The sequence below is a fragment of the Streptomyces sp. F001 genome (genome assembly GCF_004187715.1).
Lineage (GTDB): Bacteria > Actinomycetota > Actinomycetes > Streptomycetales > Streptomycetaceae > Streptomyces > Streptomyces flavusporus.
The window spans coordinates 18378-36185 of the sequence record NZ_QZWF01000043.1; the positions used below are offsets into that span (position 1 = coordinate 18378).

At 69.5% G+C, this 17808-nt stretch carries 13 protein-coding genes; 9 read left to right on the forward strand and 4 right to left on the reverse strand.

Annotation, left to right across the window (positions count from 1 at the left end):
• Window positions 1-3 precede the first annotated feature (3 nt).
• From StrepF001_RS41160 to StrepF001_RS41170, 3 genes are all read left to right on the forward strand, one after another.
• Window positions 4-411, forward strand: coding sequence for a VOC family protein (locus StrepF001_RS41160; protein ID WP_129803193.1), 408 nt, complete (start codon window positions 4-6; stop codon window positions 409-411).
• Window positions 412-574: 163 nt separating this feature from the next.
• The gene (locus StrepF001_RS41165; RefSeq protein WP_129803194.1) at window positions 575-2962 is read left to right on the forward strand and encodes an excinuclease ABC subunit UvrA; all 2388 of its coding nucleotides are present in this window, start codon (window positions 575-577) and stop codon (window positions 2960-2962) included.
• 88 nt (window positions 2963-3050) lie between these two features.
• Entirely contained in the window at window positions 3051-4355 is a 1305-nt protein-coding gene (locus tag StrepF001_RS41170) for an AraC family transcriptional regulator (protein WP_129803195.1), read from the forward strand.
• A gap of 260 nt (window positions 4356-4615) precedes the next feature.
• Here StrepF001_RS41170 and StrepF001_RS41175 read toward each other — a convergent pair whose 3' ends face one another.
• The gene (locus tag StrepF001_RS41175) at window positions 4616-6379 is read right to left on the reverse strand and encodes an FAD-dependent monooxygenase (protein ID WP_129803196.1); all 1764 of its coding nucleotides are present in this window, start codon (window positions 6377-6379) and stop codon (window positions 4616-4618) included.
• 17 nt (window positions 6380-6396) lie between these two features.
• Entirely contained in the window at window positions 6397-8325 is a 1929-nt protein-coding gene (locus tag StrepF001_RS41180; RefSeq protein ID WP_129803197.1) for a maleylacetate reductase and hydroxyquinol 1,2-dioxygenase domain-containing protein, read from the reverse strand.
• 217 nt (window positions 8326-8542) lie between these two features.
• Here StrepF001_RS41180 and StrepF001_RS41185 point away from each other — a divergent pair, with 217 nt between their 5' ends.
• Window positions 8543-8890 carry a VOC family protein gene (locus tag StrepF001_RS41185; protein ID WP_129803198.1) on the forward strand — a complete coding sequence of 116 codons (348 nt, stop codon included), beginning with the start codon at window positions 8543-8545 and terminating at the stop codon, window positions 8888-8890.
• Between the two features lie 25 nt (window positions 8891-8915).
• Here the strand turns inward: StrepF001_RS41185 and helR are convergent, their stop codons facing one another.
• The gene (gene helR, locus StrepF001_RS41190) at window positions 8916-11063 is read right to left on the reverse strand and encodes an RNA polymerase recycling motor ATPase HelR (RefSeq protein WP_129803199.1); all 2148 of its coding nucleotides are present in this window, start codon (window positions 11061-11063) and stop codon (window positions 8916-8918) included.
• A gap of 236 nt (window positions 11064-11299) precedes the next feature.
• Here helR and StrepF001_RS41195 point away from each other — a divergent pair, with 236 nt between their 5' ends.
• Together StrepF001_RS41195 and StrepF001_RS41200 are read left to right on the forward strand one after the other, a co-directional pair.
• On the forward strand, window positions 11300-11536 hold the full coding sequence (locus StrepF001_RS41195; protein WP_129803200.1) for a hypothetical protein: 237 nt from the start codon (window positions 11300-11302) through the stop codon (window positions 11534-11536).
• A 119-nt stretch (window positions 11537-11655) separates the two neighbouring features.
• Window positions 11656-13212, forward strand: coding sequence for a DUF1254 domain-containing protein (locus StrepF001_RS41200; protein WP_165396545.1), 1557 nt, complete (start codon window positions 11656-11658; stop codon window positions 13210-13212).
• Here the strand turns inward: StrepF001_RS41200 and StrepF001_RS41205 are convergent.
• Window positions 13196-14599 carry a cytochrome P450 gene (locus StrepF001_RS41205; protein WP_129803202.1) on the reverse strand — a complete coding sequence of 468 codons (1404 nt, stop codon included), beginning with the start codon at window positions 14597-14599 and terminating at the stop codon, window positions 13196-13198. The two genes, StrepF001_RS41200 and StrepF001_RS41205, sit on opposite strands and share 17 nt — an antisense overlap.
• Before the next feature lie 451 nt (window positions 14600-15050).
• On the opposite strand from StrepF001_RS41205, the gene StrepF001_RS41210 reads away from it, so the two are divergent.
• The 3 genes from StrepF001_RS41210 to StrepF001_RS41220 all read left to right on the forward strand — a co-directional run bounded on the left by StrepF001_RS41210 (window position 15051) and on the right by StrepF001_RS41220 (window position 17808).
• Entirely contained in the window at window positions 15051-16139 is a 1089-nt protein-coding gene (locus tag StrepF001_RS41210) for a polyprenyl synthetase family protein (RefSeq protein WP_129803203.1), read from the forward strand.
• 71 nt (window positions 16140-16210) lie between these two features.
• Window positions 16211-16921 (forward strand): bifunctional 2-polyprenyl-6-hydroxyphenol methylase/3-demethylubiquinol 3-O-methyltransferase UbiG, encoded by a 711-nt coding sequence (gene ubiG / locus StrepF001_RS41215; RefSeq protein WP_129803204.1) that lies wholly within the window; start codon window positions 16211-16213, stop codon window positions 16919-16921.
• On the forward strand, window positions 16915-17808 hold the full coding sequence (locus StrepF001_RS41220; protein ID WP_129803205.1) for a 1,4-dihydroxy-2-naphthoate polyprenyltransferase: 894 nt from the start codon (window positions 16915-16917) through the stop codon (window positions 17806-17808). Before ubiG ends, StrepF001_RS41220 begins: the two co-directional genes overlap by 7 nt.

A 17808-nucleotide genomic window follows, 5' to 3' on the forward strand; every position in this document is an offset into this window, starting at 1 on the left:
GCCATGGACATCACCATTCACGCGAGCTTCCTTCCGCAGAACGACCCCGATGCCGCCCTGGCGTTCTATCGCGACACCCTCGGCTTCGAGGTCCGCAACGACGTCGGCTACGCAGGGATGCGCTGGATCACGGTCGGCCCTGCCGAACAGCCCGGCACGTCGATCGTCCTGTATCCGCCGGCTGCCGATCCCGGCGTCACCGACGACGAGCGTCGCACCATCGCCGAGATGATGGCCAAGGGCACCTACGCCAGCCTCCTCCTGGCCACCAAGGACCTCGACGGCACCTTCGAGCGGCTGCAGGCCAGTGCCGAGGTCGTCCAGGAGCCGACCGATCAGCCGTACGGTGTCCGCGACTGCGCCTTCCGGGATCCCGCGGGCAATCTGATCCGCATCCAGGAGAAGAGCTGAGCCGTCCGGCGATCGCAGTCCGGAACCGACCCCGCGTATCGACTCCCCCGGCACAACCTTCGGCAAGGAGATCCGGGGGGCGGATACGTCGGCGTAGGGTGCGCGGTGTTCCGCTGTTCCTCGTGTAGGCGACCCCGCGTGAGAGATGGAGACGAAGACAAGCATGGCCAAGACGACGGACGCGCAGTCGCCTGTGCTGCACGCTGCCGACAGCCACGATCTGATCCGCGTGCACGGCGCGCGCGAGAACAACCTCAAGGACGTCAGTATCGAGATCCCGAAGCGCCGGCTGACGGTGTTCACCGGCGTGTCCGGCTCGGGCAAGAGCTCGCTGGTGTTCGACACGATCGCCGCGGAGTCGCAGCGGCTGATCAACGAAACCTACAGCGCTTTCGTGCAGGGCTTCATGCCGACGCTGGCACGGCCCGAGGTCGACGTGCTGGACGGGCTGACGACCGCGATCATCGTCGACCAGCAGCGGATGGGTGCCGACCCCCGCTCCACGGTCGGCACCGCCACCGACGCCAACGCGATGCTGCGCATCCTCTTCAGTCGGCTCGGCGAGCCGCACATCGGCCCGCCCGGCGCGTACTCCTTCAACACCGCCTCGGTCCGGGCGAGCGGGGCGATCACGGTCGAGCGCGGCACCAAGACCAAGGCCGAGAAGGCGACTTTCGAACGCACCGGCGGCATGTGCACGCGCTGCGAGGGCCGGGGCACCGTCTCCGACATCGACCTCACCCAGCTCTACGACGACTCCAGGTCGCTGTCCGAGGGCGCGTTCACCATCCCCGGCTGGAAGTCGGACAGCCAGTGGACCGTGCAGCTCTACGCCCAGTCCGGCTTCGTCGACCCGGACAAGCCGATCCGCGAGTACACCACGAAGGAGATGCAGGCCTTCCTCTACGGGGAGCCGGTCAAGATCAAGGTGAACGGCATCAACCTCACCTACGAGGGCCTGATCCCGAAGATCCAGAAGTCGTTCCTGTCCAAGGACAAGGAATCGATGCAGCCGCACATCCGGGCGTTCGTGGAGCGGGCGGTCACCTTCACCACCTGCCCCGAGTGCGACGGCACCCGGCTCAGCGCAGGGGCCCGGTCGTCGAAGATCGAGGGGATCTCCATCGCCGACGCCTGCGCGATGGAGATCCGCGACCTCGCCGAGTGGGTCCGCGGCCTCGAGGAGCCGTCGGTGGCGCCGCTGCTCACCGCGCTGCAGCAGACCCTCGACTCGTTCGTGGAGATCGGCCTCGGCTATCTCGCGCTCGACCGGCCGTCGGGCACGCTGTCGGGCGGGGAGGCGCAGCGCGTCAAGATGATCCGCCACCTCGGTTCCTCACTCACCGACGTCACCTACGTCTTCGACGAGCCCACCATCGGCCTGCACCCCCATGACATCCAGCGGATGAACAACCTGCTGCTGCGGCTGCGGGACAAGGGCAACACGGTGCTCGTCGTGGAGCACAAGCCGGAGGCGATCGCGATCGCCGATCACGTCGTCGACCTCGGCCCCGGTGCCGGTACGGCGGGCGGCACCGTCTGCTTCGAGGGCACCCTCGAGGGGCTGCGGGCCTCCGAGACCGTCACCGGCCGCCATCTCGACGACCGGGCCGCCCTCAAGGAGTCGGTGCGCAAGCCCACCGGCGCGCTGGAGATCCGCGGCGCGACGGCGAACAACCTGCGGGGCGTCGACGTCGACATCCCGCTCGGGGTGCTGACCGTCGTCACCGGCGTCGCCGGCTCCGGCAAGAGCTCGCTCGTGCACGGTTCGATCCCCACCGCCGAGGGTGTGGTGGCGGTCGACCAGGCCCCGATCCGCGGTTCCCGGCGCAGCAACCCGGCGACGTACACCGGACTGCTCGACCCGATCCGCAAGGCGTTCGCGAAGGCCAACGGCGTGAAGCCGGCGCTGTTCAGCGCCAACTCCGAGGGCGCCTGCCCGACCTGCAACGGCGCCGGCGTCGTCTACGTCGACCTGGGCATGATGGCCGGCGTCGACACGCCCTGCGAGGACTGCGAGGGCAAGCGGTTCCAGGCATCGGTGCTGGAGTACCACCTCGGCGGCCGCGACATCAGCGAGGTGCTCGCGATGTCGGTGACCGAGGCCGAGGAGTTCTTCGGCTCCGGCGAGGCGCACACGCCGGCCGCACACAGGATCCTCGACCGGCTCGCCGACGTCGGACTCGGCTACCTCACCCTCGGCCAGCCCCTCACCACGCTGTCCGGCGGCGAGCGGCAGCGGCTGAAGCTGGCCACGCACATGGGGGACAAGGGCGGCATCTATGTCCTCGACGAGCCGACCACCGGCCTCCACCTCGCCGACGTCGAGCAGCTGCTCGGCCTGCTCGACCGGCTCGTCGACTCCGGCAAGTCGGTCATCGTCATCGAGCACCACCAGGCGGTCATGGCGCACGCCGACTGGATCATCGACCTCGGCCCCGGCGCCGGCCACGACGGCGGCAGCATCGTCTTCGAGGGCACCCCCGGCGACCTCGTCACCACCCGCTCCACCCTCACCGGCGAGCACCTGGCGGCCTATGTCGGCATGTGAGGCGGGGCCCTTGCGGACACCGTGAGAGGACGGTCCTCCGGCCGGCGTACTGCAGCCGGCCGGAGGCGCCGAACCGGCCCGTCACCAGATGCTCGCCCACTACGCGTTCACCGGCGCGCATCTCGTGATGATCGTCGGTGTCATCCTGGTCGCGGCGGGGATCACCGACGCCATTCACCACTTCGACGGTCATGCCCACCGGTGGTGGCTGGGCTGCGGCACAGCGGTGTTCCTCCTGGGCCACGCGGCCTACCGGGGCCTGCTGGGAAGCGGACGGCTCACCGACCGCCTGGTGGGGGCGGTGTGCGCGGTCCCGCTGGGAGCGACGGTGTCCATCGCCGGCCGGCTCGGCATGACCCTGGTGGGGGCGTCCTGGCGGCCGTCGCCACCGTCGACCACCGCCTGGTGTCACCAGGGACGCGCGCCTCCTGGACGTCCATGGAAGGGTCTGACTCCTCGACGTACCCACCCCCTTGTGGTTAACTGTTCAACTAATGGGGTGGTGCTACGAGGAGGTCGCACCGTGCGGGAGCTTGGACTGGTCGATACGGTGGGGATCCTGCGTCGGCCCGGCGTACGGCCTCGGTACAGCAGCGCGGGGCTCGGATGGGAGCACCTCTACGTCTCCTCCCAGCAGGAACAGTCCTACCGGGCGACGTTCGCTCCCGCCCCCACCCATCTGCTGATCCTTCATCTCAGCGGGCCCGTCACCGTACGGCGTGGTCAGGGCAGCACGGCGCGGTCACGGACGATCCCGGCCGGTGGCCTGTTCCTGCAGCCGGCCGGCCGGGAACTGAGCGTGGAGCTCGGAGGCGGTCTCGACACGGTGCACGCCTATCTGACGGACCAGGCGCTGCGCGAGGCCAACGAGGGGCAACCGGTCGAGCTGTCCGAACAACTGGGTGTCACGGATCCGCTCGCCGAACAGCTCATGATCGCGCTGGACGGTGTCGTGCGCCGCTGGGAGCCGTCGGCCCGTACGTACGTGGACCATCTGACGGGCATGCTCGCCGCGCAGCTCGCCCGGCGGCACGCCTCCCGTCCCGCCGGGCCGTCGCCCGCCCGCTCCGGGCTCTCCGACCGGCAGCTCGCCGCCGTACGGGACCTCATGCGGGAGCGGCTCGCCGACCCTCTGCCGATCACGGACCTGGCCGCCGCGGCCTCGCTCAGTTCCAGTCAGTTCACGCGCCAGTTCCGCGCGAGCACGGGGCAGTCGCCGCACCAGTACCTGCTGGGGCTGCGTCTGGAGCAGGCGTGCCGACTGCTGCGTACCGGGTCCGCGCCGATCGGGCAGGTGGCGATCGAGTGCGGGTTCTCCCACCAGGAGCACCTGACCAGGGTGATGCGCGCCCGCCTGGACACCACACCGGCCGTCGTGCGCCGCGAGGGATGACAGGGGCGGCAAGCGCGACTTCTCCGGGTCGGCGTTCCAGCTCCAGTGCTTGTCCCCCCGGCCCCGATGCAGAGCGCCGCGAGTCCCTGGCCCGCGCCGGCCGCGGCCGGTTGGTGGGTGACGGCGCCCGTGATGCGCGCACCGGAGGCGCCCAGCACCTCCGGCGCACCGCTCAGTCCGAAGCCGTGCCGACAGCGGAGCACTGACCGCCCGTCACCTCGGCCAACGCCTCTGCGGGGTGGCTACTTGCTTGTCCGTGCTCACCGCCCCAGGACCCGGCGCAGGGCGGTGAGCAGTGCGTCGTGCGCCGCCTGCGCGGTCTCGGGAGCGGTGGAGCGGCGCCAGGCCACGTAGCCGTCCGGGCGCACCAGCAGAACGCCGTCCTCGGCGATCTCGCTCACCCTGCTCCATTCGCCATAGGTGTCACGGGAGTTGTCGTCGCCGATGCGCACGGACCGCAGCGGTACGCCGAGTTCGTCGCGGCATGCGTCCGCTGCCGTGTCCCAGACCCCGCCCGACAGTCCCGTCAGCACGGTGAACTCGCCCTTGCCGACGACGTCGAGCGTGGAGATCCGCTCGCCGCTGCCGTCCACGAGCCACGCGTGCGGAAGTTTGGCGCCCGGCCGGGTCGTCGGCCGGGCCACCAACTCCGGGTCCTCCTCCCAGACCTCGGCAGGACAGTCGTCCGGAAGGACCGCCCCGGAGACGTAGCGCTGGTTCATCTCGACACCGTGCGCGTTGAACTCGTAGTTCTTGAGCTGGACGGCCTCCTCCAGCAGGCGGCGCTGCTTGGCACCCTCGGTGGTACCGGCCCGCAGCGCGGCGAGCCCGTCGGCGATGGTCTGCTCGTCGCTGTCGGCGCCGACGCCGAGCGTTTCGAAGATGGGGCCGAACTGGTCACGGCTGAGGTTGGCGCGCTCGACGATCTGCCGTCCCACCGGGGCGCGTTCGGCCGTGTAACTGTCCAGCAGCGCCTCTCCGGCCTCGCCGCGGATCACCATGGCGAGCTTCCAGGCCAGGTTGTAGGCGTCCTGGACGGAGGTGTTGGAGCCGAGACCGTTGGACGGCGGGTGGCGGTGAACGGCGTCGCCCATGCAGTAGACCCGCCCGGACGAGTAGGCGGAGGCGTAGGTGTGGTTGACGGTCCACAGGGAGGTGGACGTGATCTCCACCGGCAGGTCCGGGGCGCCGACGAGGTCGCGTACGATCCTGCGTGCCTCCTCCTCGTCGACCGCGGGCGGCGGCTGCTCGATGTCGTAGCCCCACACCAGCAGCCACTCGTTCCACGGCCGGACCATGCGGACCAGACCCATGCCGATACCGCCGGTTGCCGCGCCGGGCCGCAGCACCCAGTACAGGACGCTGGGACGGTGGGCGCAGTACTGGGCGAGGTCGGCCTTGAAGACGATGTTCATGCTGCCGGCCTTGCCCATGCGTCCGTCCATCGGCAGGCCGATCTGCTCGGCGACGGTGCTGCGTCCGCCGTCGGCGCCGATCAGATAGCGGGCCCGTACGGTGAACTCGTCGCCGCGGACCCGGTCGCGCAGCCGGGCCGTGACGCCGTCCTCGTCCTGTGTGAGGCTCAGGAACTCGGTGTCGAAGCGGACTTTGGCGCCGCGCGCCGCTGCGTTGGTGGTGAGGATCGGCTCCAGGTAGGTCTGCGGCAGGTCGATCATCTGGCAGGGGCTGGTGGACGTGTACTCGGTCAGGGAGTGCGGTCCTGTGCCCCAGGTGCGGATCCGTGCTATCTCCTCGCCCGCGAGCGCGGTACACAGCACCGTGTCTCCCATGAGGTGGGACGGGCTGCCCTGCGCCAGCGCCTCGGCCTCGACGCCGAGGTCGCGCAGCACCTCCATGGTGCGCTGGTTGGTGATGTGCGCTCTGGGGGTGTTGGCGAGCCAGCCGTATTTGGTGACCTGGAGGGTACGGATGCCGTAGGTGGCCAGCAGCAGGGCAGCTGCTCCGCCGGCCGGACCGCTGCCGACGACGAGGACGTCGGTGTCGTAGGAATGCGTACGGGGCATGGTGGGCTGCTCCTCGGTCAGTCGGCCAGGCGGGCGATGCGGAAGGTGTGGTCCAGGCGGCGCCACTCCCCGTCGACGGTGCGGCCGTCGGGGGCGGGCCCGGTCTGCGGGGCGAAGTCGACGATCAGCCGGTCCTTGACGCCGAAGACCGTGTCGCTGTCGAGGAAGGCGCCGCCCGCAACGAACAGCTGCGTGATGAGACGGCGGTGGCCGGGCGCGTCGATCATGAAGTGGAGGTGCGGTGCGCGGTAGGGGTGGCGGCCGACCGCGGTGAGCATCTGTCCCACGGGGCCGTCGTCGGGGACGGGGTACTCAGAGGGCAGGATCGACCAGAACGTGAGCCGCCCCTCGGAGTCGGTGCGCAGCCGCGCCCGCAGGACGGGGCCGTCCAGATCGGGGAGCTGGACGTCGTAGAAGCCGTCCTCGTTGGACTGCCAGACGTCGACGACCGTGTCCTTCACGGGCTCACCGGCCGTGTCGGTGATCGTCACGTCCACCCACAGCGGGGTGCCGGGCAGGCCGCCGGAGATGTCGCTGCCATGCGCGGCCTCGGGCGGGCCGTCCACGTAGAAGGGGCCCAGGACGGCGGACGGGGTGGTGTCGGGGCTGCGGGAGTTGGTCAGCAGATCCACGGCACTGGAGACACCCAGGACGTCCGAGAGCAGCACGAACTCCTGCCGGGTCGGGCCGCACAGCTGTCCCGTCCGGGTGAGGAAGTCGATCGCGTATTGCCACTCCCCGTCGGTGACGTCCTGCTCGGCCACGAAGGAGTGCAGGTGCCGTACGAGGCCGGTGAGCAGGGTGCGGACGCGGCCGTCGGACGCCTGCGCGAAGCTCGCCACGACGCGCTCGGTGAGCTCGGCCAGCGTGGACTCGGTGGTGGCGGGGCCCTCGGGGCGGCGCCCGTGCCAGGCGTCGGCCAGCAGGCCCTCGATGCCCTCGGCGGTCAGCTCCCGCGGGTTCGGGTACGGCGTCGCCACGGCCAGCTCGGCCGCGCGAGCCAGGCCGGACTCCGGCATGCCCAGGTCGCGCAGCGAGGTCGGCCCGCCCAGCGAGGCGATCAGGTCGTACACGCCGCTCGCGGCGTCGGGCACGTCCAGTGCCCGGGCGATGCGGCGCATCGCGTCCGGAGCCGCGGGCGCGTTGTAGGCCATGGCGTGCGGCAGGATCACGGTGTGCGTCTCGGCGTGCGGCAGGTCGAAGCTGCCGCCCAGGGTGTGGCACAGCTTGTGGTGCAGGCCCATGCCGACCGTGGCCAGGCACGTCCCGGCGAGCCAGGCGGCCTGCAGCAGGTCGGCCCGCGCCGCCCGGTCGGCCGGGTCGGCAGCCAGACGGGGCAGCGCCCGCGCGATGCGGGAGATCGCGTCGAGGGCCTGGCCGTCGGTGACCGGATCGGCGTCCGCGGAGTACAGCGCCTCCACGGCATGCGCCATCGCGTTCACACCGCTGGTGACCGACATGGGCAGTGGCAGGGAAAGCGTGAAGTCGACGTCGTAGACGACGGTCTCGGGCAGGATCTTGGCCGAGGACCGAGTGACCTTGCGCCCGTCGCGTGTCTCCCCGAGGACGGGGGTCACCTCGGAGCCAGCGTACGTGGTCGGCACGACCACCTGGGGCAGGTCCGTGCGCAGGGCCAGCGCCTTCGACAGACCCGTCGTCGAACCGCCGCCCACGGACACGAGGCAGTCGGCGCCCGCCTCCCGCAGTACGGCGAGGGCCCGTTCCGTCACCTCCACCGGCGTGTGCATGACGGCGCCGTCGAACTCCGCGGCCACCAGGCCGCCCAGTGCGTCCCGGACCCGCGCGGACGCCTCCGCGAGCGGAGGGCTGGACAGCAGCAGCACCCGGGAGCCACCCAGCCGCCTCACCTCCTCGGCGAGCCGGCCGACGGTACCGGAACCGAAGACCACCCGTGCGGGATGAGATGTGTGCACGAACGTCCGCATGGAGCATCGCCTCCGCGTGTCGGTAGGGCTGCGGTTGTGTCTGGCCACCGAGTCTGCGGGTTACGTGCGGGTGAACTCCTGCACGATCGATGCATTCCGCTGCACGAATGACGCATCGGGGCCAGGCGGCTGCCGCTCCAGGTGCGACGGGTACGCCTCGGTGCCCCTGGAGAGAATCAGAGACACGTCTGCTCCCGCCTGCCACCAGGAGTCGCCTGTGTCCATCCGCCGGGTCATGCCCGACATCCGATCAGAGGCCATGGAGGAGAGCCGGGACTTCTACGGCCTCCTGGGGTTCGAGGAGGTCATGAACCTTGGCTGGGTCATGACGCTCGCCTCTCCCTCCAACCCCACGGCGCAAGTCACCTTCATGAGCCACGACAAGACCGCTCCCGTCGTGCCCGACATGAGCGTCGAGGTGGACGATGTGGATGCCGCCCATGCAGTGATGCGAGACAGCGGCGCGGAGATCGTGCGCCCCTTGCAGGACGAGGAGTGGGGAGTGCGCCGGTTCTTCGTCCGTGACCCCAACGGCCGGGTGGTCAACGTGCTGAGCCACCGATGACCCGTCCCCGATTCCCGCGCTGACGTCAGGAGCTGGTGAGGACGACGAGCTGCTGGGTCGCTCGGGTCATCGCGACATAGTGGTCGACCGCTCCTTCGATGCCCTCGCCGAACGCCTCCGGGCCGATGAGGACGACCAGGTCGAACTCGAGCCCCTTCGACAGCTCCGGGGTCAGCGACCGGACCTGGGATGTCGCCCGGAACGCGGGGTCGCCGATGACGCAGGCGGTCCCCTCGGCATGTGCGGCGAGCCAGGTGTCGAGGATCGAGTCCAGATCCGACACGGATCCGTGGACGACGGGGACGCCGCTGCTGCGGATGGAGGTCGGCACGTTGGCGTCCGGGAGCACGGCCCGGATGACCGGCTCGGCTTCCGCCATGACTTCTTGCGGCGTCCGGTAGTTGATGCTCAGGGAGGCCAGGTCGATCCGGTCGAGCCCGATCCGCTCGAGCCGTTCCTGCCACGACTCCGTGAACCCGTGCCTGGCCTGGGCGCGGTCCCCGACGATGGTGAAGCTCCGGGACGGGCACCGGAGCAGCAGCATCTGCCACTCCGCGTCGGTCAGTTCCTGAGCCTCGTCCACGACGATGTGCGCGAACGGACCCGCGAGCAGGTCCGGTTCGGTGCTGGGCAGTGCGCTCTCGTCGATCAGGCTGTCCCGCAGGTCCTGTCCGCGCAGCATCGTCACCGCGCCCTCACCGTCGGCATCGGCCGCGATGATGTTGTCGATGACGCCGGCCATGCGCTCTCGTTCGGCGGCGACAGAGGCCTTGTGCCGACGCTTGCGTCGCGACGCCTCCGGGTCGCCGAGCCGCTGCCGTGCCGCGTCCAGGAGCGGCAGGTCGGACACCGTCCAGGCCTGGGGGTCCTCGCGTTGCAGCTTCGACACGTCATCGCGGCTGAGCCAGGGAGCGCACATCCGCAGGTAGGCGGGCACCGACCACAGGTCTCCCACGAGGTCGGCCGCTTCGAGCAACGGCCATGCGCGGTTGAAGGCCGTGAGCAGCTCCCTGTTCTGCCGCAGCGACTTGCGGAGCAGGTCGGGCGAGACGTCGCCGTCGTGGCTGTCCACCAGGATCGTGAGCAGTTCCTCCCAGACCTGGTCGCGCGCATCGTTGTGCGGAGTACCGGGTTCTGCCGCTTCGAACGCCACGGCCCAGTCGTCGGCGCTCAGCCAGATGTCGGACCAGTGGGTCGCGACCGTCATCCCCTCGGCGGGCGGCTCCTCGTAGAACCTGACGGCCGTTTCGATCGCCTTCACCAGGTCCGCGGACGACTTCAGAAGGGCCACGTCCGGGTCGGCCTCGATCGAAGCTGCGGCTCCCTCGGCGACGAGGTCCCGCAGGATGCAGGTCTGCACGCCCTCCTCTCCGAGGCTGGGGAGGACGTCGGCGACGTAGTCCAGGTAGGGCCGGTGCGGACCGACGAACAGCACGCCGCCCCGGCGGTGACCGAGGCGAGGGTCGGAGTAGAGGAGGTAGGCGGAGCGGTGCAGAGCGACGACGGTCTTTCCCGTACCCGGTCCGCCGTCGACGACGAGAGCGCCGCGGGATCCCGCGCGGATGATGGCGTCCTGGTCGGCCTGGATGGTGCCGAGCACGTCTCGCATCTTTGCCGACCTGTTGCTGCCCAGGCTGGCGATGAAGGCGGACTGGTCGTCGAGCGCGGCGTGCCGTTCGAGCCCGTCGGCGGTGAACACTTCGTCCCAGTAGTCGCTGATCCGGCCGCGGGTCCAGCGATACCTACGGCGGCTTGCCAGACCCATCGGGTTGGCGTGGGTGGCTCCGAAGAACGGCTCGGCGGCGGGGGAGCGCCAGTCGAGCAGCAGCCGACGGCCCGCGCTGTCCGTAAGGCCGAGTCGTCCGACGTACACGGGCTCGGGGTTGTCCGCGCTCACCATGTGTCCGAGGCACAGGTCCAGACCGAAGCGACGCAGCGCGCGCAGGCGAGCGGTCAGCCGGTGGATCTCCACGTCCCGGTCCATCGCCTGCCGGCCCACGCCGCCGGGCGCCCTGCGCTCGGCATCGAGGAGGTCGGACAACTCGGCGATCGCCTGCTCGAGGCTCTCCGCGATGGCCGCGAAGTGCTGCTCGTCGTCGGCGATCAGCGTCGGGTCGGCCTTCGGGGAGAGTTGGTCGGGAAGGTCGAACGCACTGGTGGTCAGGGGGTTCACGTCATCAGCTCCGATCCGAGGCCGCGCCCGCGAAGTCCGGCGGCGTCTGGCCTCGGCCAGCGATTCTGCGGCACGACCGGGGCCTTGCCGCAAGCCCCCCTGTGCGCTATAACTTGAGAGTGGCAAGGAGTGGATGACTCCTTGCCTTTGTTTTTGTCGCCCGATGACCCGCCACGTCTGTGAATGCCAAGACCGCCCCGCGTGCAGCCAGACGTCCCAGACCGCACGCTGGTGACATGGCCGTCGTACAGCCCATCGTCATCTACCCGCCCGCCGGGGACGGCGGGCGGCGGGTCCGTGTGAACGACCGGTTCGTCGGGATGGCGTACGGGCTGCTGGACATCATCGAGTTCCTGCGCCTTGGGGGCCTGGAGGATGTCGACGAGGGATGGTTGCGACAGTCCGGGCTGGTCGAATGGCGTGGCGGTGAGCCCGATGAATGGAGTACCGATCGGCACGCCGACGGTCCGTGAAGGGAACCTCGCGGTTCACCGGATGCTGCCCGCGTTGGCGCTCCTTCGGACGAGTCCTATGGTGAGAAGGGGTGCGCAGGCTTTTCCCGCGAGCAGTTCATGAGCGGAAGGACATGATCATGTCCCAGGCCACCCGTCACCGTCCGCATCGGCGCAGGCACGACGGTGCCGCAGGCGTCACGGCCACCATCAACCGGGCAGCGAGCGCCGCCGGCGCGGCGGGCCGGGCCGCGGCGGATGCGGTACGGCACCCCCAGGCCGTGGTGGAGAGGTTCCGGCAGCTGCCTCAGGCGCTGCCGCTGGTCCAGCAGGCGGTGGCACCCATCCTGACCGGACGGGTGCGCGACTGGCGTGGGGAGTACGCCTACACGCTGGGTGAGCAGGCATTCGTCTACGGTTTTCCGTACATCTACAACGCCCGGCTGCGTCACCAGTGGGTGACACAGCCGCGTGACCCGGCGACGGTGCCGTACGCCCCGGTCAACCATTTCTGGCACGCTCAGCGGCTGCTGGACGCCTCGTACCGGGACGGCGGATGTCCGAACAACGACACCCTGTACTCGACCGCATGGGTGGACCTGCGCAGCGAGCCCGTTGTCCTCTCGCACCCGGACATGGGTGATCGCTATTTCGCCTTCGAGCTGATGGGCATCACCTCCGACAACTTCGACTACATAGGTCAGCGCTCCACGGGATCGAAGGCCGGCCATTTCGCGATCGTCGGTCCGGACTGGAGCGGAGAGCTTCCCGAGGGTGTGCGGCGCGTAGCGATCGCGCCGAGCCCCTGGATCCTGATCCTCGGCAGGACGCTGGTCGACGGCGAGGGCGACGTGCCGAACGTACAGGCGCTCCAAGCCCAGTACCGGATCACTCCGCTCAGCTTCTTCCGCAGCGGCGGCGCTCCCGTCGACCCGGCGCAGCTCCCGGCGAGCCGCGACGTGCTCGCGCCGGTGGACCCCGCGCAGGATCCGCTCGGGCCCTGGAAGACGCTCAACGCCATGCTGGCCGAGAACCCGCCACCGGCGCACCACGCGATCCTGCTCAAGCAGTTCGCCGAGGTCGGGATCGGACCCGGTCTCGATGTCGAGGCCCAGCCGGAGGCGGTCAAGCAGAACCTCGTCCGGGCTGTGGCTGTCGGTCTGCCGGTGCTCAAGCAGCAGATGATCAGCGGGGAGTGGGCACGTCCGGTGAACGGGTGGCGTTACCCGCCACCGCAGATGGGCCGCTTCGGCGACGACTTCCTCAAGCGCGCTGCCGACCAGTCATTGTTGGGCATCATGGCCAACGATCCCGACGAAGCGGTCTATCTGCTCAACTACCACGACGCGGACGGGAACATGCTGTCGTCCGGCCGGTACGAACTGCGCTTCAGCGCGGGCTCGATGCCACCCGTCGATGCCTTCTGGTCCCTGTCCGCGTACGGCGGCGACATGAACCTGATCCCCAACCCGGCCGGCCGCTACTCGGTCGGGGACCGCACACCCGGGCTCGTCATGGACCCCGACGGTGGCCTGACGATCCACCTGCAGCCCGCATCACCGGGAGAGGGCCGCGAGTCCAACTGGCTGCCCACGCCCGAAAGCGGCACCTGGTTCGTGGTCCTTCGCATGTACCGGCCGCACCGCGAGGTCGTGGACGCGGCGTGGGAGTGCCCTCCGCTCACCCGCGTCGACTGACCTGTCCCAGGCGCCGGCCCCGACTCTTCTCCGACACGCCTCCCAGCCGGTTGTGTGCGGTGAGGGCGGCCCTCAACCTGCCCGGGTTGAGGGTCAGTCGGGGCAGCCGGGGAGCGGTGAGACTGTCGCGGTGCAGGTCGATGTGCCAGTGGCTGAGCAGGGATGCGAGCAGCAGGACGCCTTCCATGAGGGAGAACTCGTCACCGATGCATTTGCGGGCACCACCGCCGAAGACGAGGGCGGGTACCTGGGGTTGGCCTCCCTGGGGATCCCAGCGGTCGGGGTCGAAGCGTTGCGGATCCGGGTAGCGGGCCGGCAGGTGGCTGATGAGGTAGGGGCTGTACGCGATGGTCGTGCCTTTGGGGAGGGCGTACGTCCCCAGGTGGGTGTCCTGCTGTGTCTGCCGGGTGAGGAACCATCCCGGCGGGTACATCCGCAAGGCCTCGGTGAACACCTGCCGGGTGTAGCGGAGTCGGGGAAGATCGTCCCAGCCCGCGGTCCGGCCGTCGAGCACCGTGCTGACCTCGGCCGTCAGACGGGCGCGGACGGCGGGGTGTGTGGCGGCCAGGTACAGGCTCCAGTTCACCGCGCCTGCCGTCGTCTCCGTCCCGGCGGAGTACATGGTCACAGCCTGGTCCACGAGTTCGTCGTCGGTCAGGGCGGGAACGTCGCTCTCCGGGGCGCGGGCGGCGATGAGCATCGACAGGAGATTCGTCTCCCCGGTGTTGCCGCTCTCTCGGTACTGGGTGGTGAGGTCCGCCATGGACTGCCGCACCCGCCGCGTGGCCCGCTGGTAGCGGACGTTGCCCGGTGTGGGCACCTTGCGCAGTGGTTTCGGCAGGAGACTGTGCCGGGTGAAGCCCGCCAGGAGGGTGTCGAAGTCGGTGGCCAGGCGCACATGGACGCCGTGGTCCAGGCGGGTGCCGAAGACCGCGGAGAGGACCACGTCGGCGGTGATGTTGCGGGATGCCACGGCCAGGTCGAGCGTCTGGCCGTCGCGCCAGGTGCCGATGACGGCGTCCATCCGCTCGGTCATGATGCGGGCGTAGTCGGGGAAGCGCGCCTGGTGGAAGGCCGGTTGGATGAGCCGGCGCTGGCGACGGTGCTCGGCGGCCGGGCAGGTGGCGAGGCCCTGCCCGCCTGCTTCACGCAGCCGCTCGAAGAGGGGGCCGCCCTTGTCGAAGACCCGGTCGTGCACCAGCATCGTGGAGGTCAGTTCGGGGTCACACACCACGACAACGGATTTCCTGGCGAGTCGTATCTCCACCAGCGGACCGTGCGCGGGCAGGCTGCGCAGGAAAGCCAGCGGGGCGCGCAGGAATGCCGCGAGGTGGCCCACGACAGGTTTGGCGCCAGGTGCCCGAGGCACCGGGGAAACGCTCTCCATGTCACCAACTCCTCCTCGTTCTCAGCTGGAGTGCGTCCGCTCCCGGGCGAAGGGGTGAGGTCGGGGGGAACAGCGGTGCGGGGAGGTCGTGCAGTGCCTCCGCCGCGGCCGCGAGGAACACACTCGTGCCCTCTGGTGTGATCGGCGGTGCCTCACTGTAGGGAGCACATGGCGGCCCGTCCACGCCGCGTTCCGGACACGCACTGTCCGCCACGCCGAGACATGATGCACTGTGTGTGACATGAGTCACATCCAATGGTTGATCCGAGTTGCGGACCGTGCAAGTGGTTACGCCTTTCGTCCCCTATGTCGGAATTTGGCGTGCGCTCGGTGAGAGTGGATCCGGAAATTCCCCCTCCTTTGTTGATTGACTGAATTTGCGCCCTGGTGTGGCTTGGTCGACGCCCTAGCCTGTTGGGGACCTTCAAGGGCACGGGGGAAGGAAGCCTGAATGAAGGAAGCTTCAACTGTTGTCGGGAACCAATCTCCGCACGATGAAGCAATCGCCGAGGTCCGGGAGCGACTCCAGGAAGACCTGTCCAGAGTCCGGAAATCGCTCTGCTCTCTTGTGGTTCCACCGAATCACCGGATTCAGGGTCCCATCATGTACGCCGTGGAGAATACGGGGCGTCTGCTGCGGCCCACTCTCGTACTGCTTTCCTCGTATCTGCTGGAGGACGGATGGCAGGGGGCCACGCCCCCGCAGGTGATTGACGGAGCCGCTGCTGTCGAAATCCTGCATTTGGCCACCCTGTGTCATGACGATGTGATCGATGGCGCGCAGGTGCGGCGGGGGAGGCCCAGTGCGAACGCGAAATACGGTGAAGCCGTCGCGTTGCTCACCGGCGATTACCTGCTCGCGCGCTGTATGCAGACCGCCGCGTCCCTCGGCATGTCCCGTATGACGGCGATGGCGGACACGCTGATCGACGTGTGCGTGGGGCAGATGCTCGAGTCCAGCCAGCTCTACAATCCCTTTCGTACCGAAGAGGAGTACTTTGCCGCCATCTCGGGCAAGACCGCACGCCTCCTGCGGACGGCCGCCGCGATGGGCGCCCTGCAGTCGGGAGCGAGCGAGGACGCCCAGGCGGCGCTGGAGAGTTTTGGGCACAACCTCGGCATGGCGTTCCAGATCTGGGACGACATCCTCGACATCTGCAGCCGGGAAACGGGAAAGCAAGCGGCGAAAGATATTCTCAACGGCGTGTACACGCTCCCGGTGATCTACGCCGTCAAGGATTTCCGGGATCGCCTGCAATCCCTGCTGCGCCTGCAGCAGCTTTCCGACGAACAGTGTCAGGAAGTGATTTCCCTGGTGCACGAGTCCGGTGGGATCGGCAGGGCCGCTGACGTGGCCCAGCGATATGTGTCGGATGCCCTGTACGCCGTGGAGTCCCATCCGGCCACCGCGAAGCACGCCCCGGTCGTACGGCAGTGCCTGCGTGATCTCGTCGACACCTTCGCGTCTCAGCATCCCGCCCTCCAGGCACTGCGGGACACCGCGCAACCGACACCTGAAGGCCTGCATTCGGCGACGTGACCGAAACGCGAAACACGGCTGGTCACTAGCCGGAAAGTGAACTGGACTCGGGTGTATTCCGGAGGGTGTCTGTGTCAGCGCTGCGAAGCGATTTCATCACCGATTACGATGTTCTCGCCGACACATGGTGGGACCCCCGCGGGCCACTCGCCCCGCTGGGCTGGATCGCGCGCGCCCGCGCCGGCTTCGTCCCCGTTGCCGAGCGCACCGGGGCGCGGCTGCTGGATGTCGCCTGCGGGGGCGGGCTGTTCGGTCCCCACCTGGCCGGCAAGGGCTATCGCGTGGTCGGCGTGGACCTGTCGGCGCTGTCGCTGAACGAAGCACGCAAGCACAGGTTCGACGAGGTCGTCCGGGCCGACATCGCCCGACTCCCGTTCGCCCGGGGGTCGTTCGACGTCGTCACGGCGGGGCAGTGCCTCGAACACGTACCGGACCCCTTCGTGGTGGTGAGGGAGGCATGCCGGGTGCTGCGCCCCGGGGGCACGCTGATCGTGGACACGATCGCCGACACCCGGCTGGCCCGGCTGGTCGCCATCACCCTGGCCGAGAACGCGCCCCTACCCGGCCGGCCACCGCGCGGCACCCATGACCACCGGCTCTTCGTCAACCGGGCCCGGCTGACCCGGACCGCGCGGTCGCAGGGGGTGGAGCTCAGACTGCTCGGCCTGCGTCCGCACCTTCGTGACGGGATGCGGTACCTCGCCGGGCGGCGCGAGGACGTTCGCATGATCCCCACCGGTTCCACCGGCGTTCTCTATCTCGGAGTGGGCAAGAAATGGTGACCAGTACTCAGTGGCCGGCCGGGAGCGCGGTGCGCACCTGGTTGGTCGGCGCCCGGTTGAAGACCCTGCCCGTCACCATGGCACCGATCGCCGTCGGCACGGCGATCGCCTCCTCGCTGGGCCACTTCAGCGGGTGGCGGGCCGCCCTGACCCTGTTGTTCGCGCTGGGCTTCGTCCTCGGCACGAACTTCTTCAACGACTACAGCGACGGGGTGCGGGGCGCCGACGACCACCGGGTGGGTCCCGTCCGGCTGGTCGGCTCCGGGCGGGCGTCACCCCGGCAGGTGCTGCGCTGCGGCCTGGTCCTGTACGGCATGGCCGCCCTGGCCGGAGTGGTCATGGCGGTGACGATCTCCTGGTGGCTGCTGGCGCTCGCGGTGGTGTGTGCGCTCGGCGGGTGGTTCTACACCGGCGGCTCCCGGCCGTACGGCTACCGCTCGCTGGGCGACGTCGGCATCTTCCTCTTCCACGGGGTCATCGCCGTGTGCGCCACGGCGTACATCCAGCTCGGCCGGGTCCCCCTGCTGGCCCTCGCCGCGTCCGTGTCCATCGGTCTGCTCGCCTGCGCGCTGCTGACGACGAACAATCTGCGCGACATCCCGACCGACACGGCCGCCGGCAAGATCACCATCGCCGTGCGCCTGGGCGACCGGCGCACCCGCGTGTACTACGTGCTCTGCCTCGCCCTCGCCTTCGCGTCCGCACTGCTCCTGGCAGCCTCCCGCCCTGGGGCGCTGCTGGTGCTCGGCGCCGTCCCGTTCGCCGTCTTCCCGCTGCGCCGGGTGCTCGGCGGGGCGCGCGGCAGCGACCTGATACCGGCCCTCGAGCACACCTGCCTGCTGCTGCTGGCGTTCGGGACCCTCCTGGCGATCGGCCTGGCGCTGTGA